Here is a 21,155-nt window from a genome sequence, read left to right on the forward strand (position 1 = left end):
GGATCAATTCCCCCCAAGACGTCCGACGCTGTAATCAGTCGGGGCCGTCCCCCTGACGACGGTCATGCTAGGCCCGCTAGGCCGCGGTGCAGCGACATTGCCGCCCGACGGCATCGGACCCGAAGGCGCAGGCGCGGCTGCGGCCTGCTGACGCACGTTCCCGCCGCCCGAACGCTTACGGAAAGGGCTGACATCGCGGGTCATCACGGCAACGCCGGGACCTTCATCAGCATTTTCGACATTGCGCAGGACCAGGCTCATTTCGCCCATCTTGCGTGCAAGCGTAAGCTTCTGTGCGCCAAACAGGTCGACAAGGACCGTCGCGGTACCGGCAAGGCCCGGCTCGGTCGCGTTTTCACTTTGTGTTGTGCCGATGGCGAGAACCTGGACGGCTTCCATCACCACTTCGGTCACCTGCTCGTCATCTCCCAGGTCGCGGGTGAGAAGGACGTCGACGATGTCGGCGGGACGAATGAAGCCGGACACGGCGTTCGTGGCGCTGATCGGGATCGACATCGCCCGCATGCCATCGGGCAGCTTGGCGGAAAGAACCGCGCGCCCGCTCAACTTGTCGGCCAGGATCGGTTCGCCCGGTACGATCGGGCGCAGGGCGACTTGCCCGCCCTGAAGAAGTTCTTCCATGGAGAAGAAGGCGCCGACAGGAACCGAATTAGCCGGATAATTCTGAAGACGGATATTCTCGGTCGTCAGCGCGCTGCCGAAGTCGAGAGGCTGTGTCGCGACGACGATACGCGCGAGCTGCTGCTCTTGCGCCGTACGCTCCTGCCGTTCCTCGATCCCCGAGAAATAAGAGTTTGCAAGTACGACCGCGACGAGACCGAGCCCGACGGCGATCAGGATATAGATTAGGTTTCGACTACCCATATTTCCCCCCTTGGCCGCGAAACCTAACAGTATCGCGCTCCGTCGCCAACATACACCAATTGATTCGTAAAGGAATCACCCAAAATGGGGCATGTTCAAAACTGACGGATTTTCCGGGTCCCACCCCGGAAAAAAAGCCCCGCCGTTGCGGGCGGGGCTTTAAATTCCAATCGCAATCCGGATCAGAGCGTATCAGTGCACTCTGCTGCGCTCGGGTCGAGGCCGACGCTCGATGCGGTCGTGTTGTTGCAGTTGTAGATGTCGGTCGATGCGCCGTCGACGGCTTCCTTGACGTTCGCGCCCAGGACGAGGGCGGCAGCGCCGATGCCAACGCCGACGACGGCGATGATCAGGGCGTATTCAGCAGCCGATGCGCCGGCTTCGTCAGCGACGAAATTCTTGATGAAAGTCTTCATGATAACATTCCCCAGTTTCGCATGATGATCATGCGTGTCCAAATCATAGGGTCCGGCCTCTATTTCCGGGTACCCAAAGGACCGAAGTCGAAGATCTGAGACATTCCAGGCCCCACCCGGATGTTTCGATGCCCCCCACTCGGCATGTTTCGAATCTGCTGAAACTCGGCCGAATCGTCAATTGATTACCAACTCGTAAAAAAATCGCTTTGCCTTCATACATTTAGCAGCCCGCAATCCTAACGGGCATCGTTAATTTCTGTCATAATCCAATCGATCCGGCGAAAGACCACGCAAAAACCGCCTGAAAACAGCGTTTTCCGGCCCATTTCGCCCGATTTCGCGCAAAGCCGTTCCCATCTGGCACAATTTCTAATGCAAAAAGCGGCCCCATGCCGTGGTCTTGGCAGACTCGTACTCTCTGCCGCGCAGTTGATGATCACGAAGTGTAACTTGCCTTGGCCCGGTTTTCGGAAGAAAACTTGCAGCATGGGGGGAAACAGATTTTCATCTGCGGGTTGGCTGCTTCGCCATGTCCGGAAATCAGACATGGCGCTGTTGCTGTGTTGCGCTTTCGCTCTCGGCTGTAGCCTGCTCGCAGGCTGGATTGGCGATGCGCAACCTCTTGTCGCTCCAACGGTGACGATGAGGCAATGGCCGGTTCTGTTCTTGCCGCTTTTCCTCTGGCTTGCCTGGGTGATATTCCTGATGATCAGGCGCAAGTACGAAAAGCCATTGAAAGTCGTCTGGCGGTTGCTGCGACGCGACCCGCTCTGGTTGATCCGGGCGATGCTGATATTGGCGGTAATGTCGGTGGCGGCGCCCGCCTACTCGATATTCAAGCTTCAGATCCCGCATATCATCCCGTTTTACGCCGACGATGCGATTATCAGGATCGAGGCGGCGCTGTTCGGGCAAGACCCCTGGAGGTTGACCCACGCGGTGTTCGGAATGCGCGGGACCGTAGTGCTCGACCGGCTCTACATAGTCTGGTTTCCCGTATCGGCATTTCTGGTCACATGGTCGATCATGACCCGTGACCGCGTGTTTCAGGCCCGCGCCATCGCGACCATCCTGTTCGTCTGGTTCGTGCTTGGCAATTTCGTCGCCTTGGCACTCTCTTCGTGCGGCCCCGTTTATTACGAGCACTTCTATGGCGATGACAGGTTTGCGCCGCTGATGGATACGCTGCGCGCTTATCACGCACAGGCAAATATCAAGGCGGTGGCGGTCAGCGACTGGCTGATTTCAGACGAGGCCCAAGGAAAGCTGGGCACGGGCATATCCGCCATGCCGTCGGTCCATGTCGGAATGACATTCGTGACATGGCTGCTGGTCCAGTCCCGCATCGGCTGGAAAAATCCGATGTCGGCAATTCTGGCCGTCTATGTGGCGTTGATCTGGATCGCTTCGGTGCACCTTGCGTGGCATTACTGGCTCGATGGGCTGGTTTCCATCGTGGGGGCTGCGCTGTTCTGGAAGGCGACGGGCTATTTCCTGCAGCCGGAGCGCAAGGTGCGAGCCACAGCCCTTGGCGAATCGGAGCCGCACGCACCCGAAATTCCGGACGGTTCCATGGCTGTCGAAGCGGGCCGGACGGCATAGCCTTCGCCAAAGACGCCGTTCAGGCCCTCGCCCGCGATGAAAGGTTGCACATTGCGCATCTTCGTCGGACAGGATCGACGCGATGTTTCCCTATCGAAGACACATGCTCCGCCTGATCGCACAGCAAAAGCGGCGGCTCATGCGGCAGAGCCGCCGGTTCGTCGACCTGCTGGAAGCCAACCTGGTCAAGGTGGCGATCGGCTGGTTCGCGATCATCGGCATTCTCACCACGCTTCGCCTTGCCGGTCCGGCCGCGCCGATCAACGTGCTGAGCGATGCCTGGGCGATGATGATCGGGTACGCCATCATCGCGGTCGCGCCGGTGCTGGGCTATCTGGTCGGGGTTGGCGCGGCGCGGGCGCTGGGGCGGGACTTTCGCCTGCGTTACCGGTTCGCCCTGTTCGGCAGCTGGCAACCCATCGATGCATTACGGGCGCGGGCAAGGCCCGAATTCGGTCCATACGGCTTTCTCGCCTCGCTCGTCTTCGGGCTGCTGCTCAATGTCGCGATCCGCACGTTCGAGTTCTTCACCGCGGTCCCGGCAATGAGCGCGAACGCACCGGCTTGGGCGCAGACGATGTTCGCGATCATGGCGGTCGATCTGGTCGTCACCAGCTTCTTCTACATGACCAGCCTTGCGTTGGCCCTGCGGCTCAACCCGCTGTTTCCACGAATGCTGTTCCTGGCCTGGGCGATTGACATTTACATGCAGCTGTTCCTGGCCAGCAGCCTGAAGACCGTCGGGGGCCTGCCCGAAACGCTGCACCAGCCCATGCTCGACCTTCTGAACGGCAATGTGACCAAGGTGCTGATCGGATCGGTGATCTGGCTGCCGTACCTGCTGCTTTCGCGGCGCGTGAACCTGACCTATCGGCTGCGTATCCCCGCGCCGCGCGATGCATAAAACTGCAACCACCTAGTCAATTTAGCCAATTGTAGGCGATCTGGCGCACTGATAAGGCCGCGACCCATGGATTCTTGCCAAACATGTGTCGTGCGCAACCGGGCGATCTGTGCCGATCTCGATGGTGACGAACTCGGCGTGCTCAACACGATCGGCCGTCGCCGCAACCTTCAGGCGGGGGAGCAGCTGCTGTGGGAAGGCGAGGACGCGGTCCTTGTCGCCAACGTCATCGAAGGGGTGCTGAAGCTTTCCAATTCGATGGAAGACGGGCGCGAACAGATCGTGGGCCTTGTCTATCCTTCCGACTTCATCGGCCGCCCGTTCGGGGCCACCACGCCCTATGGGGTCGAGGCCTTGACCGATTCGCGTGTCTGCGTCTTTGCCCGCAAGGATTTCGACAAGTTCGCGCGGGAACACCCCCGGCTTGAGCACAAGCTGCTGGAACGAACGCTGACCGAACTGGACCGCACGCGAAAGTGGATGCTGCTGCTTGGTCGCAAGTCGGCGGAAGAGCGGTTGGCCACGTTCCTCATGGAAATTTCGCAGCGGCTGGACCCGGCGACCTGTTCCGATCCCGATCCCGACGCGCACCGGGTTTTCGACATTCCCTTTTCGCGCCAGCAGGTAGGCGACGTGCTGGGCCTGACGATCGAGACCGTCAGCCGACAGTTCACAAAGTTGAAGCGGGACGGGGTCATCGACCTGCCGTCCCGCCGCTCGGTCGAAATTCTCGACCGTTTCGAATTGGAAGCCAGGGCAGGCGGCTGACCGCCCGCCCCTTCTCCGTTCCTTACATACGATAGGTGAGGCCCGCGCTCACCACCCACGGGTCGAGCTTGTGCTCGGTCCGCAGGACTTCGGTATCCCCTGCGTACCAATGCGCCGTCTGGTCGACGAAATATTTCTTGGCATCGACCGACAGACCAAGGCCATTGTCGTTCAGCTTGAAGTCGACACCGGCCTGCAGAGCAAAGCCGAATTCATCGTCCATCTTCTGCGAATCAGCGCCAAGCGCCTTCGTCGTTGCGCCAGACTTGTCCTGAATCCACAGGAAGTAGGTGGGGCCGACGCCAAGGTAGGGTTTGAACGGACCTTCGGTGAAGTGATACTTCAACGTGAAGGTCGCCGGGATGACGCGGGCGTCGGAGACCAGCTCGGTCCCGGCAAGGCCGTTCGCACCGTCGACGTCGTGCTGCGTCACGCAGCAAATCGTTTCGACCGAAATGTTGGGCGTGAAGAAATATTCAATCGCCAGCGTCGGCACGAAGTTGTCGTTCGCCTTGGTATCGAAATCGGCGGCAGGCGACACGGTCAGCAGCGTGTCGAGCAGGGCCGGATCGACGTATTTCACCTCTTTCAAGCCACCATCGGGCAGGACGCCCGTACCCATCAGCTTGATCTGGATCTTTCCGTCCGGACTGCCCGCATGTGCAGCCGCCGGAAGCATGGCCGCGGCCATGACGGCGCTTGCGGCAAGTGCGAACTTCTTCATCTCGATACCTCCCTGTCGGGGTGATCCCCGTTCAATGGCAATAGTTCAAAACCTGGTTGGGAAGACTTTACGCATAGAGTTAATTTCAAATTCGCAAAGTCTTCATTCAGAATCTGTGAAATACATACATTACTTTCTGAAATCACTTTTCGTGTCATGAAGACAATCGCGAAGTGATGACAGGCGTAACGCACGAATTTCCTTCAGGCGATTTGCCATTTCGCCTTGATGACTTGCCTTTGCTCTTGCCGAACCGGCTCTGCATTGATCGAGCGCAAAATCCTGCACCTGCGAAGAAAAAGGCGATCTGGCCCGACCGTTTGACCTGCATCAATGCGCAGCCGCCCGCGCAGGACCAGAGGGCAACGGGATCAAAAATGCCCTTTGGACAAAACGGAAAGGGGGACGACCGTGGAAACGGTTCTCACTCGTGCGGGTATCTGGCTCGTCGTATTTACACTCGCTATCGCCGCGATCGCCCTTGCGGCCGACGGTGCCTATGCGATTCACATGGGAATCGTGGCCGCGGCCGCGCTCATCGCGCTTGCCGCGACGGTAACCCGGGCCGACTATTCGGCCGCTGCCAATTCCATCCTGCGCGCGCCGGCCGACCCGTCGCGTTACGATGACGATCCGGTTCGCTGGGGCGTCATCGCCACGGTATTCTGGGGCATGGCCGGTTTCGCCGCCGGGCTTTTCATCGCGGCGCAGCTGGCCTGGCCGGTCCTGAACATGGAACCCTATCTGAACTTCGGACGCCTGCGCCCGCTGCATACCAGCGCGGTGATCTTCGCGTTCGGCGGCAATGCGCTGATCGCGACGAGCTTCTACATCGTGCAGCGCACCTGCCGCGCGCGGCTTGCCCTTCCCGGCCTCGCCCGCTTCGTGTTCTGGGGATACCAGATGTTCATCGTCCTTGCGGCCACCGGCTACTTGCTGGGCGCGACGCAGGGCAAGGAATATGCCGAGCCGGAATGGTACATCGACTGGTGGCTGACGATCGTCTGGGTCGCGTACCTTGCCGTCTTCGTCGGTACGATCCTGAAGCGCAAGGAACCCCACATCTACGTGGCGAACTGGTTCTTCCTGGCCTTCATCCTGACCGTTGCCATGCTGCATGTCGTCAACAACCTCGACATGCCGGTCTCCCTGTTCGGTAGCCGCTCCTACCCGGTCTTCGCCGGTGTGCAGGGCGCGCTGGTGCAGTGGTGGTACGGCCACAACGCGGTGGGCTTTTTCCTGACCGCGGGCTTCCTTGCCATGATGTACTACTTCGTGCCGAAGCAGGCCGAACGCCCGATCTATTCCTACCGCCTGTCGATCATCCACTTCTGGTCGCTGATCTTCCTCTATATCTGGGCAGGTCCGCACCACCTTCACTACACCGCGCTGCCTGACTGGGCACAGACGCTGGGCATGGTGTTTTCCGTCATGCTGTGGATGCCCAGCTGGGGCGGCATGATCAACGGGCTGATGACGCTGAACGGCGCATGGGACAAGGTCCGTACCGATCCGATCATCCGCATGATGGTGATGAGCCTGGCCTTCTACGGCATGAGCACGTTCGAAGGCCCGATGATGAGCATCAAGAGCGTCAACTCGCTCTCGCACTACACCGACTGGACCATCGGCCACGTCCACTCCGGCGCGCTGGGCTGGAACGGGATGATCACCTTCTCGGCGATCTACTTCCTGGTTCCGCGCCTGTGGAACCGCGAACGGCTCTATTCGCTGCGCATGGTGAACTGGCACTTCTGGCTCGCGACGGCAGGCATCGTCTTCTACGCCGCGTCGATGTGGGTCGCCGGTATCACCCAGGGGTTGATGTGGCGCGAATACGGCGCCGACGGCTACCTCGTGAACTCGTTTGCCGAAACCGTCGCGGCCCTGCACCCGATGTACATCCTGCGCGCCTTTGGCGGCCTGCTGTACCTTGCCGGCGGTGTCCTGCTGGTCGTCAACGTCTGGGCCACGATCCTTGGCAAGCTGCGCCAGGAAAAGCCGATGAACGATGCCGCCTACGACGCAGAGGCCGACCGCCCCTACGTTCCCGCCCCCGCGCTTTCGGCCGCTAACTGAGGGTTCCTGCCATGAGCATGACCGAAAAGCACAAGAAGCTTGAAAAGAACGTCACGCTGCTGGGCGTGGCCGCATTCGCCACCGTCACGATCGGCGGCATCGTGGAAATCGCGCCGCTGTTCTGGATCGACAACACGATCGAGGAAGTGAACGGCATGCGCCCCTACACCCCGCTCGAACAGGCAGGGCGCGACATCTATGTCCGCGAAGGCTGCTATGTCTGCCACAGCCAGATGATCCGCCCCTTCCGGGACGAGGTCGAACGCTATGGCCACTACAGCCTTGCGGCCGAATCAATGTACGACCACCCGTTCCAGTGGGGGTCGAAGCGTACCGGGCCGGACCTTGCCCGCGTGGGCGGCCGCTATTCCGACGAATGGCACGTCCAGCACCTTGAAAACCCGCAGTCGGTGGTGCCCGAAAGCGTGATGCCGCAATACGGCTTCCTCGCCGAAACGCCGCTGTCGGTTCACGACATGAGCGCGAACCTCACTGCCCTGTCGCGGGTGGGCGTGCCCTATTCGGACGAGATGATCGAGAACGCAGACGCGGACATGAAGGCGCAGGCGAACCCGATGGCCGATACCGCCGGCCTGTCCGAACGCTATGGCGACAAGGTCAACTTGCGCGACTTCGACGGCAAGCCGCAGAAGCTGACCGAAATGGACGCGCTGATCGCCTACCTGCAGGTGCTCGGCACGATGGTCGACGTCGACGCCGCCGCCGCGCAGGAAGAACTCGCCACGGAGAAGGGCCGGTGAACAGCCACTCCTTCTACGAAACGCTGCGGCATCTCGCCGACAGCTGGGGCCTGCTCACCATGATGCTCGTATTCCTCGTGCTTGCCGCCTGGCCGTTCCGGCCCGGTGCCCGCCAGCGCAACGAGGATGCGGCGACGATGATCTTCAAGGACGAGAACGATGGCTGAGAAAAGACTCGACGAAGCCACGAACACCGAAACCGTCGGCCACGAATGGGACGGGATCGAGGAACTGAACACCCCGCTGCCGCGCTGGTGGCTGTGGACTTTCTACGCCACGATCGTCTTCGCGGTCGGCTACGTCATCGCCTATCCGGCATGGCCGATGATCAGCCAGGGTACTGAAGGCGTGCTGGGCTGGACCAGCCGCGGCGAGCTGGCCAGGGAAATGGACGCGGCGCGCAAACAGCGTTCCGAAGTGGTCGCGGCCCTTGCCCGCACGCCGATCGAGCGGCTGGACCCGGAATCGCCGCTGATGCGCGCCGCCATTTCGGGCGGGGCCGCGGCGTTCCGCGTCAACTGCGTCCAGTGCCACGGCGCCGGGGCGGCAGGGTCGAAGGGGTATCCCAACCTCAACGACGACGACTGGCTGTGGGGCGGTGACATCAAGGCCATCGAATACACGCTGGTCCACGGCATCCGCCAGCCGGACGGCGAAGAAACCCGCTTTTCCCAGATGCCCGCGTTCGGCCGCGACGGTATCCTGAGCGGTGCGGAAATTTCCGACGTCACCAGCTTCGTACGCAGCCTGTCGGGCCTTGAACCGACCAGCGCGGCATCGCAGCGTGGCAGCGCGCTGTTCGAGGCGAACTGCGCTGTCTGTCACGGGTCCGACGGCACGGGGCTGCGCGAATTCGGTGCGCCCAACCTTGCCGACGCCATCTGGCTTTACGGCAGCAGCCGCGATGACGTGACCGCGACGATCACCAATTCGCGTTACGGCATGATGCCCGCATGGGGCGAACGGCTCGATCCGGTGACGGTGAAGATGCTGGCCGCCTACGTCCATTCGCTTGGGGGCGGTGAGGATTTCATCGAAATCGCCGAGGACCCGGAGGTCGAGGTCGATGAAGCCCCCTGATCCCCTACCTGAAGGTGATCTCATAGATCGCGCGCGCGTTGCCAAGGATGCCCATCCGGCAACGGCGCGCAAGCCTTCCACCCCGCCCCCTGCCGGGCCGGACGTGCCCGCCACGCTTTACGAAAAGCACAAGACGGTCCACCCCAAGCGGATCGACGGACCGTTCCGCCGCTTCAAGTGGCTGATCATGTTCGTCACGCTGGCGATCTATTACGGCACGCCGTGGATCCGCTGGGACCGCGGTCCCTACGCCCCCGATCAGGCGGTTCTGATCGACCTGGCCAACCGCCGTTTCTACATGTTCGATATCGAGATCTGGCCCCACGAATTCTACTTCGTCGCGGGCCTGCTCATCATGGCGGGCATCGGCCTGTTCCTCGTCACCAGCGCGGTCGGCCGCGCGTGGTGCGGCTATGCCTGTCCGCAGACGGTGTGGACCGACCTGTTCCAGCACGTCGACCGCTTCGTCGACGGCGACCGCAATGCGCGCATACGGCTCGACAAGGCGCCGTGGACGGCGGGCAAGGCCGCGCGGCGGTTCTGGAAGTGGACGATCTATCTCGTCATCTCGTTCTGGACCGGCGGCGCGTGGATCATGTATTTCGCCGACGCACCGACGCTGACCCGCGAATTCTGGGCGGGCGATGCCGCATTCGTCGCCTATGCCACCGTTGCGGTCCTGACCGGCACGACCTTCTGGCTGGGCGGGTTCATGCGCGAACAGGTCTGCGTCTACATGTGCCCCTGGCCGCGTATCCAGACCGCGATGCTCGACGAAAAATCGCTGATCGTGACGTACAAGCACTGGCGCGGAGAGCCGCGCGGCAGCCTGAAGAAATCACAGAAAGAGCCTGAAAAGTTCGGCGACTGCGTCGATTGCAACCAGTGCGTCGCCGTCTGCCCAACCGGGATCGACATCCGCGAAGGCGCGCAGATCGGCTGCATCACGTGCGCGCTGTGCATCGATGCCTGCGACCGGGTGATGAAGGATGTCGGCCGCCCGCGCGGTTTGATCGACTATGCAACGCTCGAAGATTGCGAGCGCGAAGCCGCGGGCCATCCGCCCCGCCCCGTCATCAAGACACTGATGCATCCGCGCACGTTGATCTATTTCGGCGTGTGGTCGGCGATCGGCATCGCCCTGCTCTTCGCATTGGGTGCGCGCGAACGCACGGGCATCACCGTCCAGCCCGACCGCAACCCGCCCTTCATGCTGCTGAGCGACGGGTCGGTGCGCAACAGCTACACCGTAAAGCTGCGCAACATGCAAAGCCGCCCGCGCGAAATGGAACTGTCCATCGTGGGCCTGCCCGGCGCGATGATGTGGACCGACGACATGAACCGCGATGCCGCGGCCCGTTCTATCGTCCGCGAAGTCGCCGCCGACGTCACCCTGCCGCTGCGCATCTACGTCATGGCCCCGCGCGGCAACGAGGAACAGGACTTCAGCTTCAAGGTCACCGCCCTCGACGCCGAGGGCGAAAGCGACAGTACCGAAACCGCGTTCAACGCACCCGAGGCCCCCTGATGATGAGCAAGTCCCCCTCTGCCGCAAAGCCCCGCTTCACCGGCAAGCACATGACCGCGATCCTCGTCGGCGGGTTCGGCGTGGTCGTCGCGGTCAACATGCTGATGGCAACGCTCGCCACTTCCAGCTTCGGCGGTGTGGTCGTCGAAAACTCCTATGTCGCCAGCCAGAACTTCAACGAATGGCTGGACCGGGCGGAACAGTCCGAGGCGCTCGATTATGCCGTCTCGCCGGTGCACCGCGCCGATGGGCGGGTCACGCTCACGACCGAAGGCGTTCCCGCGGGATCGCAAGTCACGGCCATCGCCCGCCACCCGCTGGGCCACATGCCTGACGAAGCGCTGACCTTCGTGCTGACTTCGGACGGCACCTGGGCCAGCACGCGCCCGCTGCCCGAGGGCCGCTGGACCCTGCGGTTCGATATCAAGGCCAACGGCACCCAGTGGCGCGGGGAAAGGCCCTTGCCGTGAACGCGGTCACCCTCACTTCTTCGGACGCCGCCTGCATCGACAGCCGCTTCACCGTGCCCGGCATGCGCTGTGCCGGGTGCATCGGCAAGATCGAGCGCGGTCTGGCCGAAGTGCCGGGGGTCGCGGCGGCGCGCGTTAACTTTTCGGCCAAGCGCGTCGCGGTCAGCCATGCGCCGGACCTGACCGACGCGCAGATTGTCGATGCGCTCAACCATCTGGGTTTCGAGGCGCAGCCGGTGGCGGAAAACCCGCTGGCACGCGACGACGCGGAAACGAAACGCCTGCTTCGCGCGCTGGCCGTCGCGGGCTTTGCCATGATGAACATCATGCTTCTGTCCGTCGCGGTCTGGTCGGGCGCGGACGGCATCACGAAAGAGCTGTTCCACTGGCTGTCCGCCGCCATCGCCCTGCCCGCCGTCGCCTACTCAGGCCGCCCCTTCTTCGCCTCTGCCGCGATGGCGCTGCGTTATCGCCGCACCAATATGGACGTGCCGATTTCCATCGGCGTCCTGCTGGCCACGGGGATGAGCGTTTACGAAGTGCTGACCGGAGGCGAACACGCCTATTTCGACGGCGCGGTCATGCTGCTGTTCTTCCTTCTGGCGGGCCGCGTGCTCGATGCCGTGATGCGCGACAAGGCGCGTTCGGGCATCGCTTCGCTGCTTTCGCGCATGGGGCGCGGCGCGCAAGTCGCCTATCCGGGCGGCGAAACGAAATGGGTCGATGCCGCCGACCTGGCCCCCGGCATGACGATGCAGGTCGCCGCCGGAGAGGCGCTGGCCGCCGATGGCGAGATCATTACGGGCGAAAGCCGGTTCGACCGGTCCATGCTGACGGGCGAAAGCGTGCCCGAGGCTGCTGGCCCCGGCGATATCGTCCATGCCGGGACCATCAACCTCTACGCCCCCGTCACCGTGCGCGTGACCGCAGCCGCCGAAGACACCGCGATTGCCGACATCGCCCGCCTGATGGACGAGGCCGGACAGTCGCGTAGCAAGTACGTGCGCGTGGCGGACCGGGCAGCACGACTCTACGCCCCGGCGGTCCACTCGCTCGCTGCGCTGACGTTCCTCGGCTGGATGATCGCGGGGGCGGGCGTGCACCAGTCTCTGCTGATCGCGATTGCGGTGCTGATCATCACGTGCCCCTGCGCGCTGGGCCTTGCGGTTCCGGCGGCGCAAGTCGTGGCTGCTGGCGCGCTGATGAAGCGGGGCCTGCTGATCAAGGACGGCAGCGCGCTGGAACGCCTGGCCGAAGTCGATCACGCGCTTCTCGACAAGACCGGCACGCTGACACTGGGCGAACCGCGCCCCGCATCGATCGCGGCGCTGGGCGAAGAGGATCGCGCCGTCGCCCTCGCGCTCGCACAGGCGAGCCGCCACCCGCTGAGCAAGGCATTGGCCGCGACGCTGCGGCAGGCAGGCGTAAGAGCGGCGGACGTCACCGATATCGCGGAAACGCCCGGTGAAGGCCTGCGCGGCAGGTTCAATTACCGCCCCGTGTCGCTGCTGCGCCCCGAACATGGCGGCGAAGGCCTTGCCGTCGTCTTGCACAACGATGAGCGCGAGTGCGTCATCGTCTTTACCGATCCATGGCGGTCCGACGCGGCAGAGGCCATCGACGCCCTCGCCTCGCTCGGCATAGCCAGCGCCATCGTATCGGGCGACAGCAGCGACGCGGTGTCCCGCGCGGCCTGTGAATTCGCGATTCCCGCAACCGGCGGCATGTCGCCCGCCGACAAGCTGGCCGAGCTGGAACGCCGCCGCGCCAGTGGCCAGAAAGTGCTGATGGTGGGCGACGGGTTGAACGACGGACCGGCCCTTGCCGCAGCACACGTCTCCATCGCGCCCGGCGGGGCCAGCGACGTCAGCCAGCAGGCCGCCGACGCGGTCTTCGTGGGCGAGGCGCTGATGCCCGTGCCGCTGGCCGTCCGCGTCGCGCGGCGCACGATGAAGACCGTGCGCCAGAACTTCGTCATGGCCGCTGGCTACAACGTCCTGGCCGTGCCGATCGCGATTGCCGGATATGTCACCCCGCTGATCGCAGCGGTTGCGATGTCGCTTTCCTCGCTCGTCGTCGTGGGCAATTCGCTGCTCCTCGCCCGCGCGGCAAGGGGCGGGCGATGAACGGGTTGCTGTTCCTGATCCCCGTCGCGCTGGGCATGGGCGGGCTGGGCTTGGCCGCGTTCTTCTGGTCGATGCGCAGCGGCCAGTACGAAGATTTGGACGGTGCGGCGCAGCGCATCCTGATCGATGAAGAGGACGAGGCATGAACGGCCTTCTGACCAGCCTTGCCGCCGTCGCGCTGGTCCCGGCGATGACCGGCATGCCGCCCGAACAGGCCGGACGCACCATTACGGTGACGCTCTGCACCGGGGGCACGATGTCGATCCCCATCGACGGACAGGCCCCGGCCAAGGGCGTTGCCCCCTGCTGTGCAAAGGGGTGTCGTTCGCGCAGAAAAATCAAGGCGCAACAAGCCGCTGATTGATCGAAAGCAATGAACCCACCCGGCAAGGCGCGATAGAACCGTTTTCATCATGTGGCCCTATCTTCCCGACCTGCTGGCCGTGCCCGTACCGCGCTATACCAGCTATCCCACTGCCGCCGAATTCGGTGAGGCGGGCGAAGACGATTTCCTGGCCGCGCTGGACAGCGCGAACTCGGACGTCTCGCTTTACGTTCACATCCCCTATTGCCACGAAATCTGCTGGTACTGTGGGTGCAACACGGGCGCGGCCAACCGGCAACAGCGGCTGGCCGCCTATCTCGAAGCCTTGCAGGCGGAAATCGTGATGGTCGGCAACCGGCTTCCGGCAGGTGCGCGCGTGCGGCACATCGCATTTGGCGGCGGCAGCCCGAATGCGATCGCGCCTATCGAATTCGTGCGGCTGATCGATGCGCTGACGCTGGCTTTCCCGCTGGTCGATCCCACGCTCTCGGTCGAACTGGACCCGCGCACGCTGACCGAACCGTGGGGCGAAGTGCTGTCTCACGTGGGCGTCGAACGCGCCAGTCTGGGCGTGCAGACGTTCGACCCCGCGATCCAGCAGGCCATCGGCCGCGTCCAGCCGGTCGAACTGATCGAACGCGCGACAGACATGCTGCGCCGCGCGGGCGTCACGTCGCTGAACTTCGACCTGATGTACGGCTTGCCGGGACAGGACCTTGAACGCCTGCTCCTCTCGCTCGACACCGCGGCACGGATGGGGGCGGACCGGATCGCGCTGTTTGGTCTCGCCCACATCCCCTCAATGTTCCCCCGCCAGAAGAAGATCGACGGCAGCACGCTGCCCGGCGCGCGCGAACGGTTCCAGATGATGCAGGCGGGTTATGACCGTCTGGTCGGCCACGGATACGATCAGGTCGGGTTCGATCACTTCGCCCTGCCCGGCGACCCGATGTCGCGCGCGGCGCTGAGCGGGAAGCTGCACCGCAATTTCCAAGGCTTTACCGACGATGCCGCCCCCGTCGTCATCGGTCTTGGTGCCAGCGCGATCAGCCAGTTTCCGCAAGGCATCTATCAGAACGAAAAGGCGGCGGGCCGCTATCGCGCGATGATAGGTGAAGGCGTGCACCCGACCCGGCACGGCATCGCCCGCTGTCAGGATGATCGGCGGCGCGGGCGGGTCATCGAACAGATCCTGTGCCACGGACGCGCGGCGATGGACGTCGAAGTACTGCAAAGCGCGATCCCGCGCCTGCAACCCTTCCTCGATGCGCGGCTATGCCATGTCTTTGACGGGCAGCTGATCCTGACCAGCGATGCCCTGCCCTATGCACGGGGGATCGCGGCCTGCTTCGACCCCTACCGCGTGAAAAGCGACCGTAAGTTCAGCAACGCGGTCTGATTTAGCGCGTCACGGCCTTCGCGACGTACTTTCGCGCCCACTCCGGCGTCGTCGCGGGAAGATCGTCTGCCGCAAAGAACGCGATCTCCGCGATCTCGCGATCATCGGGTACCGGCGTGCCCGAAAAGGTCGCGGCAAAGACGCTGACAAGGTTTGTCGCTCCGTGCAGGTCGATCTCCTCGACATGTACCAGCGTGATCGTGGCGACGGTCACGCCGACTTCTTCGGCCAGTTCGCGCCGGGCGGCGACTTCGGCATCTTCGCCGTCACGAACCCCGCCGGTCGGCACATGCCATTCGTCCCGCTTGCGATAGGAATGGCGCACCATCAGAACCTCGCCCGCGTGGTTGCGCGCGACGATGGCACACCCCCTCAACCGGGGTTTACGCCATCGCCACCAGCGCCTGCGGACCAGTTCCGCCACGCGCAACAACCGCCGGTGGACCCCGGCGGGCAGTAAGTTCGCAAAAGGAACGTCAGGCAAAGCAGGAGACTTCGCCTCGCGCGTGGCCCAACAGACGCGCGACGGGCAGGTCGTTATCGCCCTTCGCCGCTTCCTCGAAGACCTGCAATTTGTCCTCGCCCCGGATGACGAACATCAGCGCCTCTGCCGACAACAGCTTGGGCAGGGTCATCGTCACGCGGTCGAACGGTGCCTCCGGCGGCAAGGGATCAGGCGTCAGGCGGCGGACCTGCCGGTCGTCGTCCACTTGCGGATCGGTGTTGGGAAACAGCGAGGCGATATGCCCGTCACCGCCCATGCCCAGCCAGGCCAGCGCAAAGTGCGGCGGCTGGCTGCCTTCGTCGAGCGGGACGACGCGGGCGCCCGTCCCTTCCAGCGTGGCAGCAAGACGTCCGAAATTGCTCGCCTCGTGATCGGCGGGCACGCAGCGGTCATCGCCCGGCCAGATTTCCAGCCGCGACCAGTCGAGGTCCTTCTTCGCCAGCTCCGCAAGGATCGGGAACGGCGTCGATCCGCCGGGCACGGTGATGGCGACGGTGCCTTCGCGGCGGTCCAGTTCGTGGGCAAGGCGGGCGTGCAGCCAATCGGCGATCTGGGCGTCGCTGGCGTCGTGGTGAAAGGCGATTTCGGTAAGCAAGGGGGTATTCTCCGATTGGGTCGTGCCCATGCAACGCACAGGCGGCGCGCAGGTGCCATCAATATCCGGCGGCGATGCCATCCTTTCGCATTTCGGTCGCGCCGGTAAAGACCCCGGTTTCCGGGTCGCGGGCAATCGCCTGGTATCCGCCGAAAGGCACGCCGGAGTAGTCGTATTCGACCTTGTGCCCCATCGCGCGCAGCTTTTCCGCGGTTTCGGCCGGAATACCAGGTTCGATGAACAGCGTGCCCAGCGGGTCCGCCGTGGGTCCATCCAGCGCCTCGGTCGGCTGGCGTCCGCCGTCATGCATCAGCCGCGCGGCATCGCCCGCTTCTTGCAGGTTCATCCCGAAATCGACGATATTGACCAGGATCTGGACATGGCCCTGCGGCTGCATACCGCCGCCCATCAGGCCAAAGCTCATCCACGGTTTACCGTCCTTCTTGATGAAGGCGGGAATGATCGTGTGAAAGGGCCGCTTGCCCGGTGCGTAGGCATTGGGATGTTCGGGATCGAGACTGAAGAGTTCGCCGCGGTCCTGGAACATGAAACCCAGCCCGTCGGGCGACAGGCCGGACCCCATGCCGCGATAGTTGGACTGGATCAGGCTGACCATCATGCCGTCCTTGTCCGCGACGGTCAGGTAGGTCGTATCGCCCTCCCCCTCAAGCTTGGGTTCGCCCGGAGCGAAATCCGCGCTGGCCTTGTCCGGATCGATCATCGCGAACCGCTCGCGGCCGTATTCGTCCGACAGAAGTTCATCGGGGAATCTCGCAAAATCAGGGTCGGCATAGAACCGCGCGACATCGGCAAAGGCCAGCCGCTTGGCCTCTGTGATGTAGTGCAGCACTTGTGCGGACCCGCGCGAATATTGCGACAGGTCGACGTTCTTCAGGATGTTGACCATCTGCAGCGCGGCAAAGCCCTGTCCGTTGGGCGGCAGTTCGCACAGCTCGTACCCGTCCTTGTAGGCAACGCAGGCCGGTTCCACCCAATCGCTGTGATGCGCGGCGAAATCCTCGTAGCGCAGGGCCGATCCGGTGCGTTCTAGATAGTCCGCCATTGTGCGGGCCATCTCGCCTTTGTAGAATTCGTCCCGGCCCTTTTCGCCCAGCGCCTCCAGCGTGTCGGCAAGTTTCGGGTTCCTGAAGACGTCCCCCGCTTTCGGGGCGCCATCGGCGAACCAGACCGAGCGGGCATTTTCAAACTCCGGGATCATTGGCATGCGGCGCTCGAACGCTTTCAGGCTGCCGTTCAGGTAATACCCGATGACCGGCGCGATCGGATGTCCTTCACGGGCATAGCGCACGGCCGGGGCCAGGACCTGGCTCATCGGCAACTTCCCGTATTTCGCGTGCATTTCGAACCACGCATCGACCGTGCCGGGGATCGTCACCGGAAGCGGACCGACCGGCGGGATGGACGCCGCATCGCCCAGCTGCGCCTTCAGCTGCGCCAGTGTTTGCCCGCGCGGCGTGCGGCCGGACCCGTTGATCCCGTGCAATTCGCCGGTCGCGGGGTCGAGCACGATGGCGAACAGATCGCCGCCGATGCCGTTGCCGGTCGGCTCCATCAGGCCAAGCGCGGCGTTGGCCGCAATCGCCGCATCGACCGCGCTGCCGCCCTGTTGCAGGATGTCGAGCGCGATCTGCGTCGCTAGTGGCTGGGCCGTAGCCGCCATGCCGTTCATCGCCATGACCGGACTACGCGACCAATCGGCCCCCACCGGCCGCGCCCCGGCACCGATCTCTTCGGTGGCGGCCCTGTCCTGCGCTACTGCGGGGACTGCCGCCATGGCGATGGCGATGGCAAGCGGGAAGAAAGTTCTGATCATGCGTGGGCCTGCCCATTGTTAGGGAAATGGTTTCAACCGAGACCACGCTATGAGCGCACAGGGCACAGGGCAAGTGTGGCGGTAGCGATCCACCATCTTGCGCTGGCACGATCCACGCGCCAAACATCGCAGGTGATGGGGGAAATTCGAAAAACCGGCCGCTGGCCTGTCATCAGTGCACCGCTGCGCCGTGTGATCGTCGCGGCAACGATCGTGCTTTTCGCACTGGTCTGGCGTTACACGCTGTTTGGCAATCCGACGCTTCACGTCGACGACGAATTCTATTTCGTGGTCGGCCAAAGGATGCACGCGGGCGACCTGCCGTATGTAGACCTTTGGGATCGCAAGCCTTTCGGGCTGTTCCTGATCTATTACCTGATCGGGTTCTTCTCGGACCAGGTCATATCGTATCAGATCGCCGCTTGGCTTTTCGTCAGCGCGACCGGCATCGCGATCTACGCGATTGCGCGGCAGTGGACGACGCCGCTCGCCAGCATTTTGGCGGCATTGCTCTATATCGCCGCTCTCGGCGTGTTCGGGGGTCAAGGCGGACAGGCACCCGTATTCTACAACCTGTTCATCGCCATCGCCGCCCTGCTGATCGTGAAATGGACGAAAGATGACAGTGCCCGCCCTGACTGGCGCGTGTGGACCGCCATGGCGATGTGCGGTCTCGCGCTGACCGTAAAGCAGACCGCCATCGCGGAAAGCGCGTTTTTCGGCCTGTTCGTGCTTTATCGCCTGTACAGAAACGGCGCGACCCAGGCGCGTATCGCCATCACGGCCCTTGCCGCGATGGCGATCGGTATCTTTCCCTTTGCGATGACCGGCTTGTTCTATGCGCTGTCGGGTTACTGGTACGAATTCTATCAGGCCATGTTCCTGTCGAACCTCGACAAGGCCTATCCCGACGCGGAACAGATGGCGCGCAGGGCGCTGGTCCGCTTCATCTATTTGCTGCCGATCGGGATCGGGATTGCCCTGACGTTCACGCAGCGGGCGGGCCTCGCCCGCCGCGACCGGGCGTTTATCGCAGGCTGGCTGATCGCAGGTGTGATCGGCGTCGCGCTCGTTCCGAACTTCTGGATTCACTACATCCTGCCGCTCCTCCTGCCGGTCGTGGTCGCGGCAGCACCGGCTTTCGGCATAAGGCATCTCGGCCCGCTGATCGCGCTCGCCTCGATCAGCTATGGCGCCGTTACCGCGCCACCCTTACGGCAGGCCTATACGGATCAGTCCATCAAGGACTTCGACACGCTATTGGCGGCGCTGCCTTCGGACCCCGATGCAAGGGTACTGGTCTTCGAAGGACCGGTGATGGTCTATAATTATCGGAAGCAGGGCGATCTGCCCGTCATATTCATGCCCAGCCACCTCAACATGGAATCCGAGAAAGATGTCGCGCACGTCAATACGCTGGAGGTTGTCCGAGCGGAACTTGCGAAGAAACCCAGAGCCATCGTTCTTGCCCCGACTGCGCGCGGCCTACCTGCGAACCTCGAAACTTTTGCTGCCGTGAGGCGCTATATCGCGCTTCACTGCCGTGACGAGCGGGAAATCGAACTTCTGGAGCAATGGTCGAGGTGGAAGATCGAGATCAAATCTGCGTGCTACGGCTGAGCGCAGCGAAAGACGGACACGTATCTGCTCGAAAGCGCAGCCTTCTCCACTAGCTGGCAGTTTCGGGTGAGAAAATCATTGACTGACTTTCGATTCGCCCGATGTTCTGCCGATCCCGCAATTTGTGGCGCGATCACGACAGCGCCGGGTCGGGAACTCAGAACCCTTTCGATTTCTTTCGCCTGATCGATGCCGAGTGAATTGCGCTCCAATGCATTGTTGAGATGGTCCGGGTAGATGTAACGAGTGGGAAAGCAGGTATCGGAAAGCGAGTAGAGCGCTGTTGGTCCATCAAAGACAAAAAGGCAGCGCTTAGCCGATACGTAGGGCCGAACTGCATCGGCCAATTTTTCGATTGCGGCCTTCTGTTCAGAAGCATCGGACCACTGCAAAACCACACGCCCAGCCCAAAAGCTGACTGCAATCAAAATGACGGCGACCAGCTTTCCGATGATCGGCTCATCGATCAGCCAGACGGCCAGCAGATTGCAGCCAATCGCCGCCGCAATAAAGTAATACGGGTAAGCCGAGCCCAGCGCGAAATACGAAATCAAGGCCCCGGCCGCGTAAGCCAGGACGATCACCCTCCCACCGGTCAGCTGTCGCCGCATCAGAACCAGCAGCACGCCCGCCACGGCCGCACAGGCGGGCAGGAGCGCCTTCACCAATATCACTTTCCCCCACATGACCGTCGCAGCGCCCGACGGGCGCCCGCGTTCGAGGATCGAAAAGAAGTTCGCGAACAGAAACGCGTCAAGCTGCCCCATCGCGGCATAGACGAGCGCGGCGATCAGCGTCGGCAAGACACCCAGAATGCCGAACAGCGCCGCCAGACCGAAAACGCGCTTCACATCCCGGAACCGCTGCCACGCGATGACCAAGAGCGATATCCCGCAGGCGATGCAGACGAAAACGGCGGTGTATTTCACCTGTAGCGACAGTCCGCCCAGCGCCATCGCGATCATCGCGAACTTCACGAACTCTCGATCGTCCGCCTCGCTCGCGCGCAGCGTGAACAGCAGCATGAGCAGCGTGATCGGGATATAGAACACCTCGCTCTGCCCCACTGGCCCATAGTACATCGGGAAGGCCAGCAGGCACATCAGGCCGCCGACGACGCAGGCGAATTGCCCGGCGAAGCGGCGCGAGATCGTCCAGGCGAGCCAGGCCGTCCACGCCGCGCTCAAGGCCGCAAGCACCTGGTAACCGTAGACGCTGCCCCCGCTTATCAGAGCGCCGAAAGCATAGATCAGGAACAGTCCGATCGGCTTCCTGTCCCACAGGTCAACATAGGGCACATACCCGTCGAGCATGCGCGAGCCGATGAGGTGGTAAAGCTGTTCGTCGAAATCAGGAGCCGGATTGCCGAAATGCGGCAGGCGCAGCAGCGCCGAACAAACCGCGAAAAGCAGAAAGGCACCCGCGCCTTGCCATGACCGGAAACGGTTCTGCACGATTGACGGCCCCCTGAACGCAAACTTCGCGGACAACCCGCGATGCCCCCGCCTGCGATCTTGCCGATTGCTGCGCG

General features: G+C 63.0%; 21 protein-coding genes. 14 read left to right on the plus strand and 7 right to left on the minus strand.

The features are described 5' to 3' along the window. Positions 1 to 3 precede the first annotated feature (3 nt). Both cpaB and FAX90_RS16810 read right to left on the minus strand, forming a co-directional pair. Positions 4 to 885, minus strand: a complete 882-nt coding sequence (gene cpaB / locus FAX90_RS06035; RefSeq protein WP_144096375.1) for a Flp pilus assembly protein CpaB — start codon at positions 883 to 885, stop codon at positions 4 to 6. 182 nt (positions 886 to 1,067) lie between these two features. Further along, the gene (locus FAX90_RS16810; protein ID WP_240704754.1) at positions 1,068 to 1,301 is read right to left on the minus strand and encodes a Flp family type IVb pilin; all 234 of its coding nucleotides are present in this window, start codon (positions 1,299 to 1,301) and stop codon (positions 1,068 to 1,070) included. Positions 1,302 to 1,676: 375 nt separating this feature from the next. Between FAX90_RS16810 and FAX90_RS06045 the strand changes: the two genes are divergently transcribed. The 3 genes from FAX90_RS06045 to FAX90_RS06055 all read left to right on the plus strand — a co-directional run bounded on the left by FAX90_RS06045 (position 1,677) and on the right by FAX90_RS06055 (position 4,578). Next, a complete protein-coding gene (locus FAX90_RS06045; RefSeq protein WP_144096376.1) occupies positions 1,677 to 2,906 on the plus strand; it encodes a phosphatase PAP2 family protein in 1,230 nt (409 codons plus the stop codon). Positions 2,907 to 3,009: 103 nt separating this feature from the next. Next, a complete protein-coding gene (locus tag FAX90_RS06050) occupies positions 3,010 to 3,810 on the plus strand; it encodes a hypothetical protein (protein ID WP_144096377.1) in 801 nt (266 codons plus the stop codon). 66 nt (positions 3,811 to 3,876) lie between these two features. Beyond that, positions 3,877 to 4,578: a Crp/Fnr family transcriptional regulator gene (locus FAX90_RS06055; RefSeq protein WP_144096378.1), complete on the plus strand. Its 702-nt coding sequence runs from the start codon at positions 3,877 to 3,879 to the stop codon at positions 4,576 to 4,578. Positions 4,579 to 4,600: 22 nt separating this feature from the next. Here the strand turns inward: FAX90_RS06055 and FAX90_RS06060 are convergent, their stop codons facing one another. After that, positions 4,601 to 5,302 carry an OmpW/AlkL family protein gene (locus FAX90_RS06060; RefSeq protein WP_144096379.1) on the minus strand — a complete coding sequence of 234 codons (702 nt, stop codon included), beginning with the start codon at positions 5,300 to 5,302 and terminating at the stop codon, positions 4,601 to 4,603. Positions 5,303 to 5,713: 411 nt separating this feature from the next. Between FAX90_RS06060 and ccoN the strand changes: the two genes are divergently transcribed. From ccoN to FAX90_RS06110, 10 genes are read left to right on the plus strand one after another with little or no spacing between them, the layout of a single operon-like run. After that, on the plus strand, positions 5,714 to 7,381 hold the full coding sequence (gene ccoN / locus FAX90_RS06065) for a cytochrome-c oxidase, cbb3-type subunit I (RefSeq protein WP_144096380.1): 1,668 nt from the start codon (positions 5,714 to 5,716) through the stop codon (positions 7,379 to 7,381). Positions 7,382 to 7,392: 11 nt separating this feature from the next. Then, positions 7,393 to 8,142, plus strand: coding sequence for a cytochrome-c oxidase, cbb3-type subunit II (gene ccoO, locus FAX90_RS06070; RefSeq protein WP_144096381.1), 750 nt, complete (start codon positions 7,393 to 7,395; stop codon positions 8,140 to 8,142). After that, positions 8,139 to 8,309, plus strand: a complete 171-nt coding sequence (locus FAX90_RS06075; RefSeq protein WP_144096382.1) for a cbb3-type cytochrome c oxidase subunit 3 — start codon at positions 8,139 to 8,141, stop codon at positions 8,307 to 8,309. Before ccoO ends, FAX90_RS06075 begins: the two co-directional genes overlap by 4 nt. Then, complete coding sequence (ccoP, locus tag FAX90_RS06080) at positions 8,302 to 9,222, plus strand: cytochrome-c oxidase, cbb3-type subunit III (protein WP_144096383.1); 921 nt, start codon at positions 8,302 to 8,304, stop codon at positions 9,220 to 9,222. Before FAX90_RS06075 ends, ccoP begins: the two co-directional genes overlap by 8 nt. Then, entirely contained in the window at positions 9,209 to 10,750 is a 1,542-nt protein-coding gene (gene ccoG, locus FAX90_RS06085; protein WP_144096384.1) for a cytochrome c oxidase accessory protein CcoG, read from the plus strand. Before ccoP ends, ccoG begins: the two co-directional genes overlap by 14 nt. Then, positions 10,750 to 11,220: a FixH family protein gene (locus FAX90_RS06090; protein ID WP_338080252.1), complete on the plus strand. Its 471-nt coding sequence runs from the start codon at positions 10,750 to 10,752 to the stop codon at positions 11,218 to 11,220. The genes ccoG and FAX90_RS06090 overlap by 1 nt, the downstream gene beginning before the upstream one ends. Next, positions 11,217 to 13,346 carry a heavy metal translocating P-type ATPase gene (locus FAX90_RS06095; protein ID WP_276612206.1) on the plus strand — a complete coding sequence of 710 codons (2,130 nt, stop codon included), beginning with the start codon at positions 11,217 to 11,219 and terminating at the stop codon, positions 13,344 to 13,346. Before FAX90_RS06090 ends, FAX90_RS06095 begins: the two co-directional genes overlap by 4 nt. Continuing rightward, positions 13,343 to 13,492: a cbb3-type cytochrome oxidase assembly protein CcoS gene (gene ccoS / locus FAX90_RS06100; protein WP_144096385.1), complete on the plus strand. Its 150-nt coding sequence runs from the start codon at positions 13,343 to 13,345 to the stop codon at positions 13,490 to 13,492. The genes FAX90_RS06095 and ccoS overlap by 4 nt, the downstream gene beginning before the upstream one ends. Next, positions 13,489 to 13,710 (plus strand): hypothetical protein, encoded by a 222-nt coding sequence (locus FAX90_RS06105; RefSeq protein ID WP_144096386.1) that lies wholly within the window; start codon positions 13,489 to 13,491, stop codon positions 13,708 to 13,710. Before ccoS ends, FAX90_RS06105 begins: the two co-directional genes overlap by 4 nt. A 49-nt stretch (positions 13,711 to 13,759) precedes the next feature. Continuing rightward, positions 13,760 to 15,070, plus strand: coding sequence for a radical SAM protein (locus FAX90_RS06110; protein ID WP_144096387.1), 1,311 nt, complete (start codon positions 13,760 to 13,762; stop codon positions 15,068 to 15,070). A gap of 1 nt (position 15,071) precedes the next feature. Here FAX90_RS06110 and FAX90_RS06115 read toward each other — a convergent pair whose 3' ends face one another. From FAX90_RS06115 to ggt, 3 genes are read right to left on the minus strand one after another with little or no spacing between them, the layout of a single operon-like run. After that, positions 15,072 to 15,494 carry an NUDIX domain-containing protein gene (locus tag FAX90_RS06115; protein WP_144096388.1) on the minus strand — a complete coding sequence of 141 codons (423 nt, stop codon included), beginning with the start codon at positions 15,492 to 15,494 and terminating at the stop codon, positions 15,072 to 15,074. 52 nt (positions 15,495 to 15,546) lie between these two features. Beyond that, positions 15,547 to 16,200, minus strand: a complete 654-nt coding sequence (locus FAX90_RS06120; protein WP_144096389.1) for a 6-phosphogluconolactonase — start codon at positions 16,198 to 16,200, stop codon at positions 15,547 to 15,549. A 28-nt stretch (positions 16,201 to 16,228) separates the two neighbouring features. Continuing rightward, positions 16,229 to 18,004 (minus strand): gamma-glutamyltransferase, encoded by a 1,776-nt coding sequence (gene ggt / locus FAX90_RS06125; protein ID WP_144096390.1) that lies wholly within the window; start codon positions 18,002 to 18,004, stop codon positions 16,229 to 16,231. Between the two features lie 135 nt (positions 18,005 to 18,139). On the opposite strand from ggt, the gene FAX90_RS06130 reads away from it, so the two are divergent. Continuing rightward, a complete protein-coding gene (locus FAX90_RS06130; RefSeq protein WP_144096391.1) occupies positions 18,140 to 19,624 on the plus strand; it encodes a hypothetical protein in 1,485 nt (494 codons plus the stop codon). Here FAX90_RS06130 and FAX90_RS06135 read toward each other — a convergent pair. Next, positions 19,615 to 21,078, minus strand: coding sequence for an ArnT family glycosyltransferase (locus FAX90_RS06135; RefSeq protein WP_144096392.1), 1,464 nt, complete (start codon positions 21,076 to 21,078; stop codon positions 19,615 to 19,617). The two genes, FAX90_RS06130 and FAX90_RS06135, sit on opposite strands and share 10 nt — an antisense overlap. Between the last annotated feature and the right edge of the window lie 77 nt (positions 21,079 to 21,155).

Source organism: Croceicoccus sediminis (assembly GCF_007570835.1).
In the GTDB taxonomy this organism is placed as follows: Bacteria; Pseudomonadota; Alphaproteobacteria; order Sphingomonadales; family Sphingomonadaceae; genus Croceicoccus; species Croceicoccus sediminis.

What these genes read in the sequence shown, in the direction of transcription:
- FAX90_RS06055 (WP_144096378.1), top strand. Translation starts at nt 3,877, where the DNA reads ATGGATTCTTGCCAAACATGTGTCGTGCGCAACCGGGCGATCTGTGCC.
- ccoO (WP_144096381.1), top strand. Translation starts at nt 7,393, where the DNA reads ATGAGCATGACCGAAAAGCACAAGAAGCTTGAAAAGAACGTCACGCTG.
- FAX90_RS06050 (WP_144096377.1), top strand. Translation starts at nt 3,010, where the DNA reads ATGCTCCGCCTGATCGCACAGCAAAAGCGGCGGCTCATGCGGCAGAGC.
- FAX90_RS06060 (WP_144096379.1), bottom strand. Translation starts at nt 5,302, where the DNA reads ATGAAGAAGTTCGCACTTGCCGCAAGCGCCGTCATGGCCGCGGCCATG.
- ggt (WP_144096390.1), bottom strand. Translation starts at nt 18,004, where the DNA reads ATGATCAGAACTTTCTTCCCGCTTGCCATCGCCATCGCCATGGCGGCA.
- FAX90_RS06045 (WP_144096376.1), top strand. Translation starts at nt 1,677, where the DNA reads ATGCAAAAAGCGGCCCCATGCCGTGGTCTTGGCAGACTCGTACTCTCT.
- ccoG (WP_144096384.1), top strand. Translation starts at nt 9,209, where the DNA reads ATGAAGCCCCCTGATCCCCTACCTGAAGGTGATCTCATAGATCGCGCG.
- FAX90_RS06105 (WP_144096386.1), top strand. Translation starts at nt 13,489, where the DNA reads ATGAACGGCCTTCTGACCAGCCTTGCCGCCGTCGCGCTGGTCCCGGCG.
- FAX90_RS06090 (WP_338080252.1), top strand. Translation starts at nt 10,750, where the DNA reads ATGATGAGCAAGTCCCCCTCTGCCGCAAAGCCCCGCTTCACCGGCAAG.
- FAX90_RS06120 (WP_144096389.1), bottom strand. Translation starts at nt 16,200, where the DNA reads ATGGGCACGACCCAATCGGAGAATACCCCCTTGCTTACCGAAATCGCC.
- FAX90_RS06130 (WP_144096391.1), top strand. Translation starts at nt 18,140, where the DNA reads ATGGGGGAAATTCGAAAAACCGGCCGCTGGCCTGTCATCAGTGCACCG.
- FAX90_RS06110 (WP_144096387.1), top strand. Translation starts at nt 13,760, where the DNA reads ATGTGGCCCTATCTTCCCGACCTGCTGGCCGTGCCCGTACCGCGCTAT.
- cpaB (WP_144096375.1), bottom strand. Translation starts at nt 885, where the DNA reads ATGGGTAGTCGAAACCTAATCTATATCCTGATCGCCGTCGGGCTCGGT.
- FAX90_RS16810 (WP_240704754.1), bottom strand. Translation starts at nt 1,301, where the DNA reads ATGAAGACTTTCATCAAGAATTTCGTCGCTGACGAAGCCGGCGCATCG.
- ccoS (WP_144096385.1), top strand. Translation starts at nt 13,343, where the DNA reads ATGAACGGGTTGCTGTTCCTGATCCCCGTCGCGCTGGGCATGGGCGGG.
- ccoP (WP_144096383.1), top strand. Translation starts at nt 8,302, where the DNA reads ATGGCTGAGAAAAGACTCGACGAAGCCACGAACACCGAAACCGTCGGC.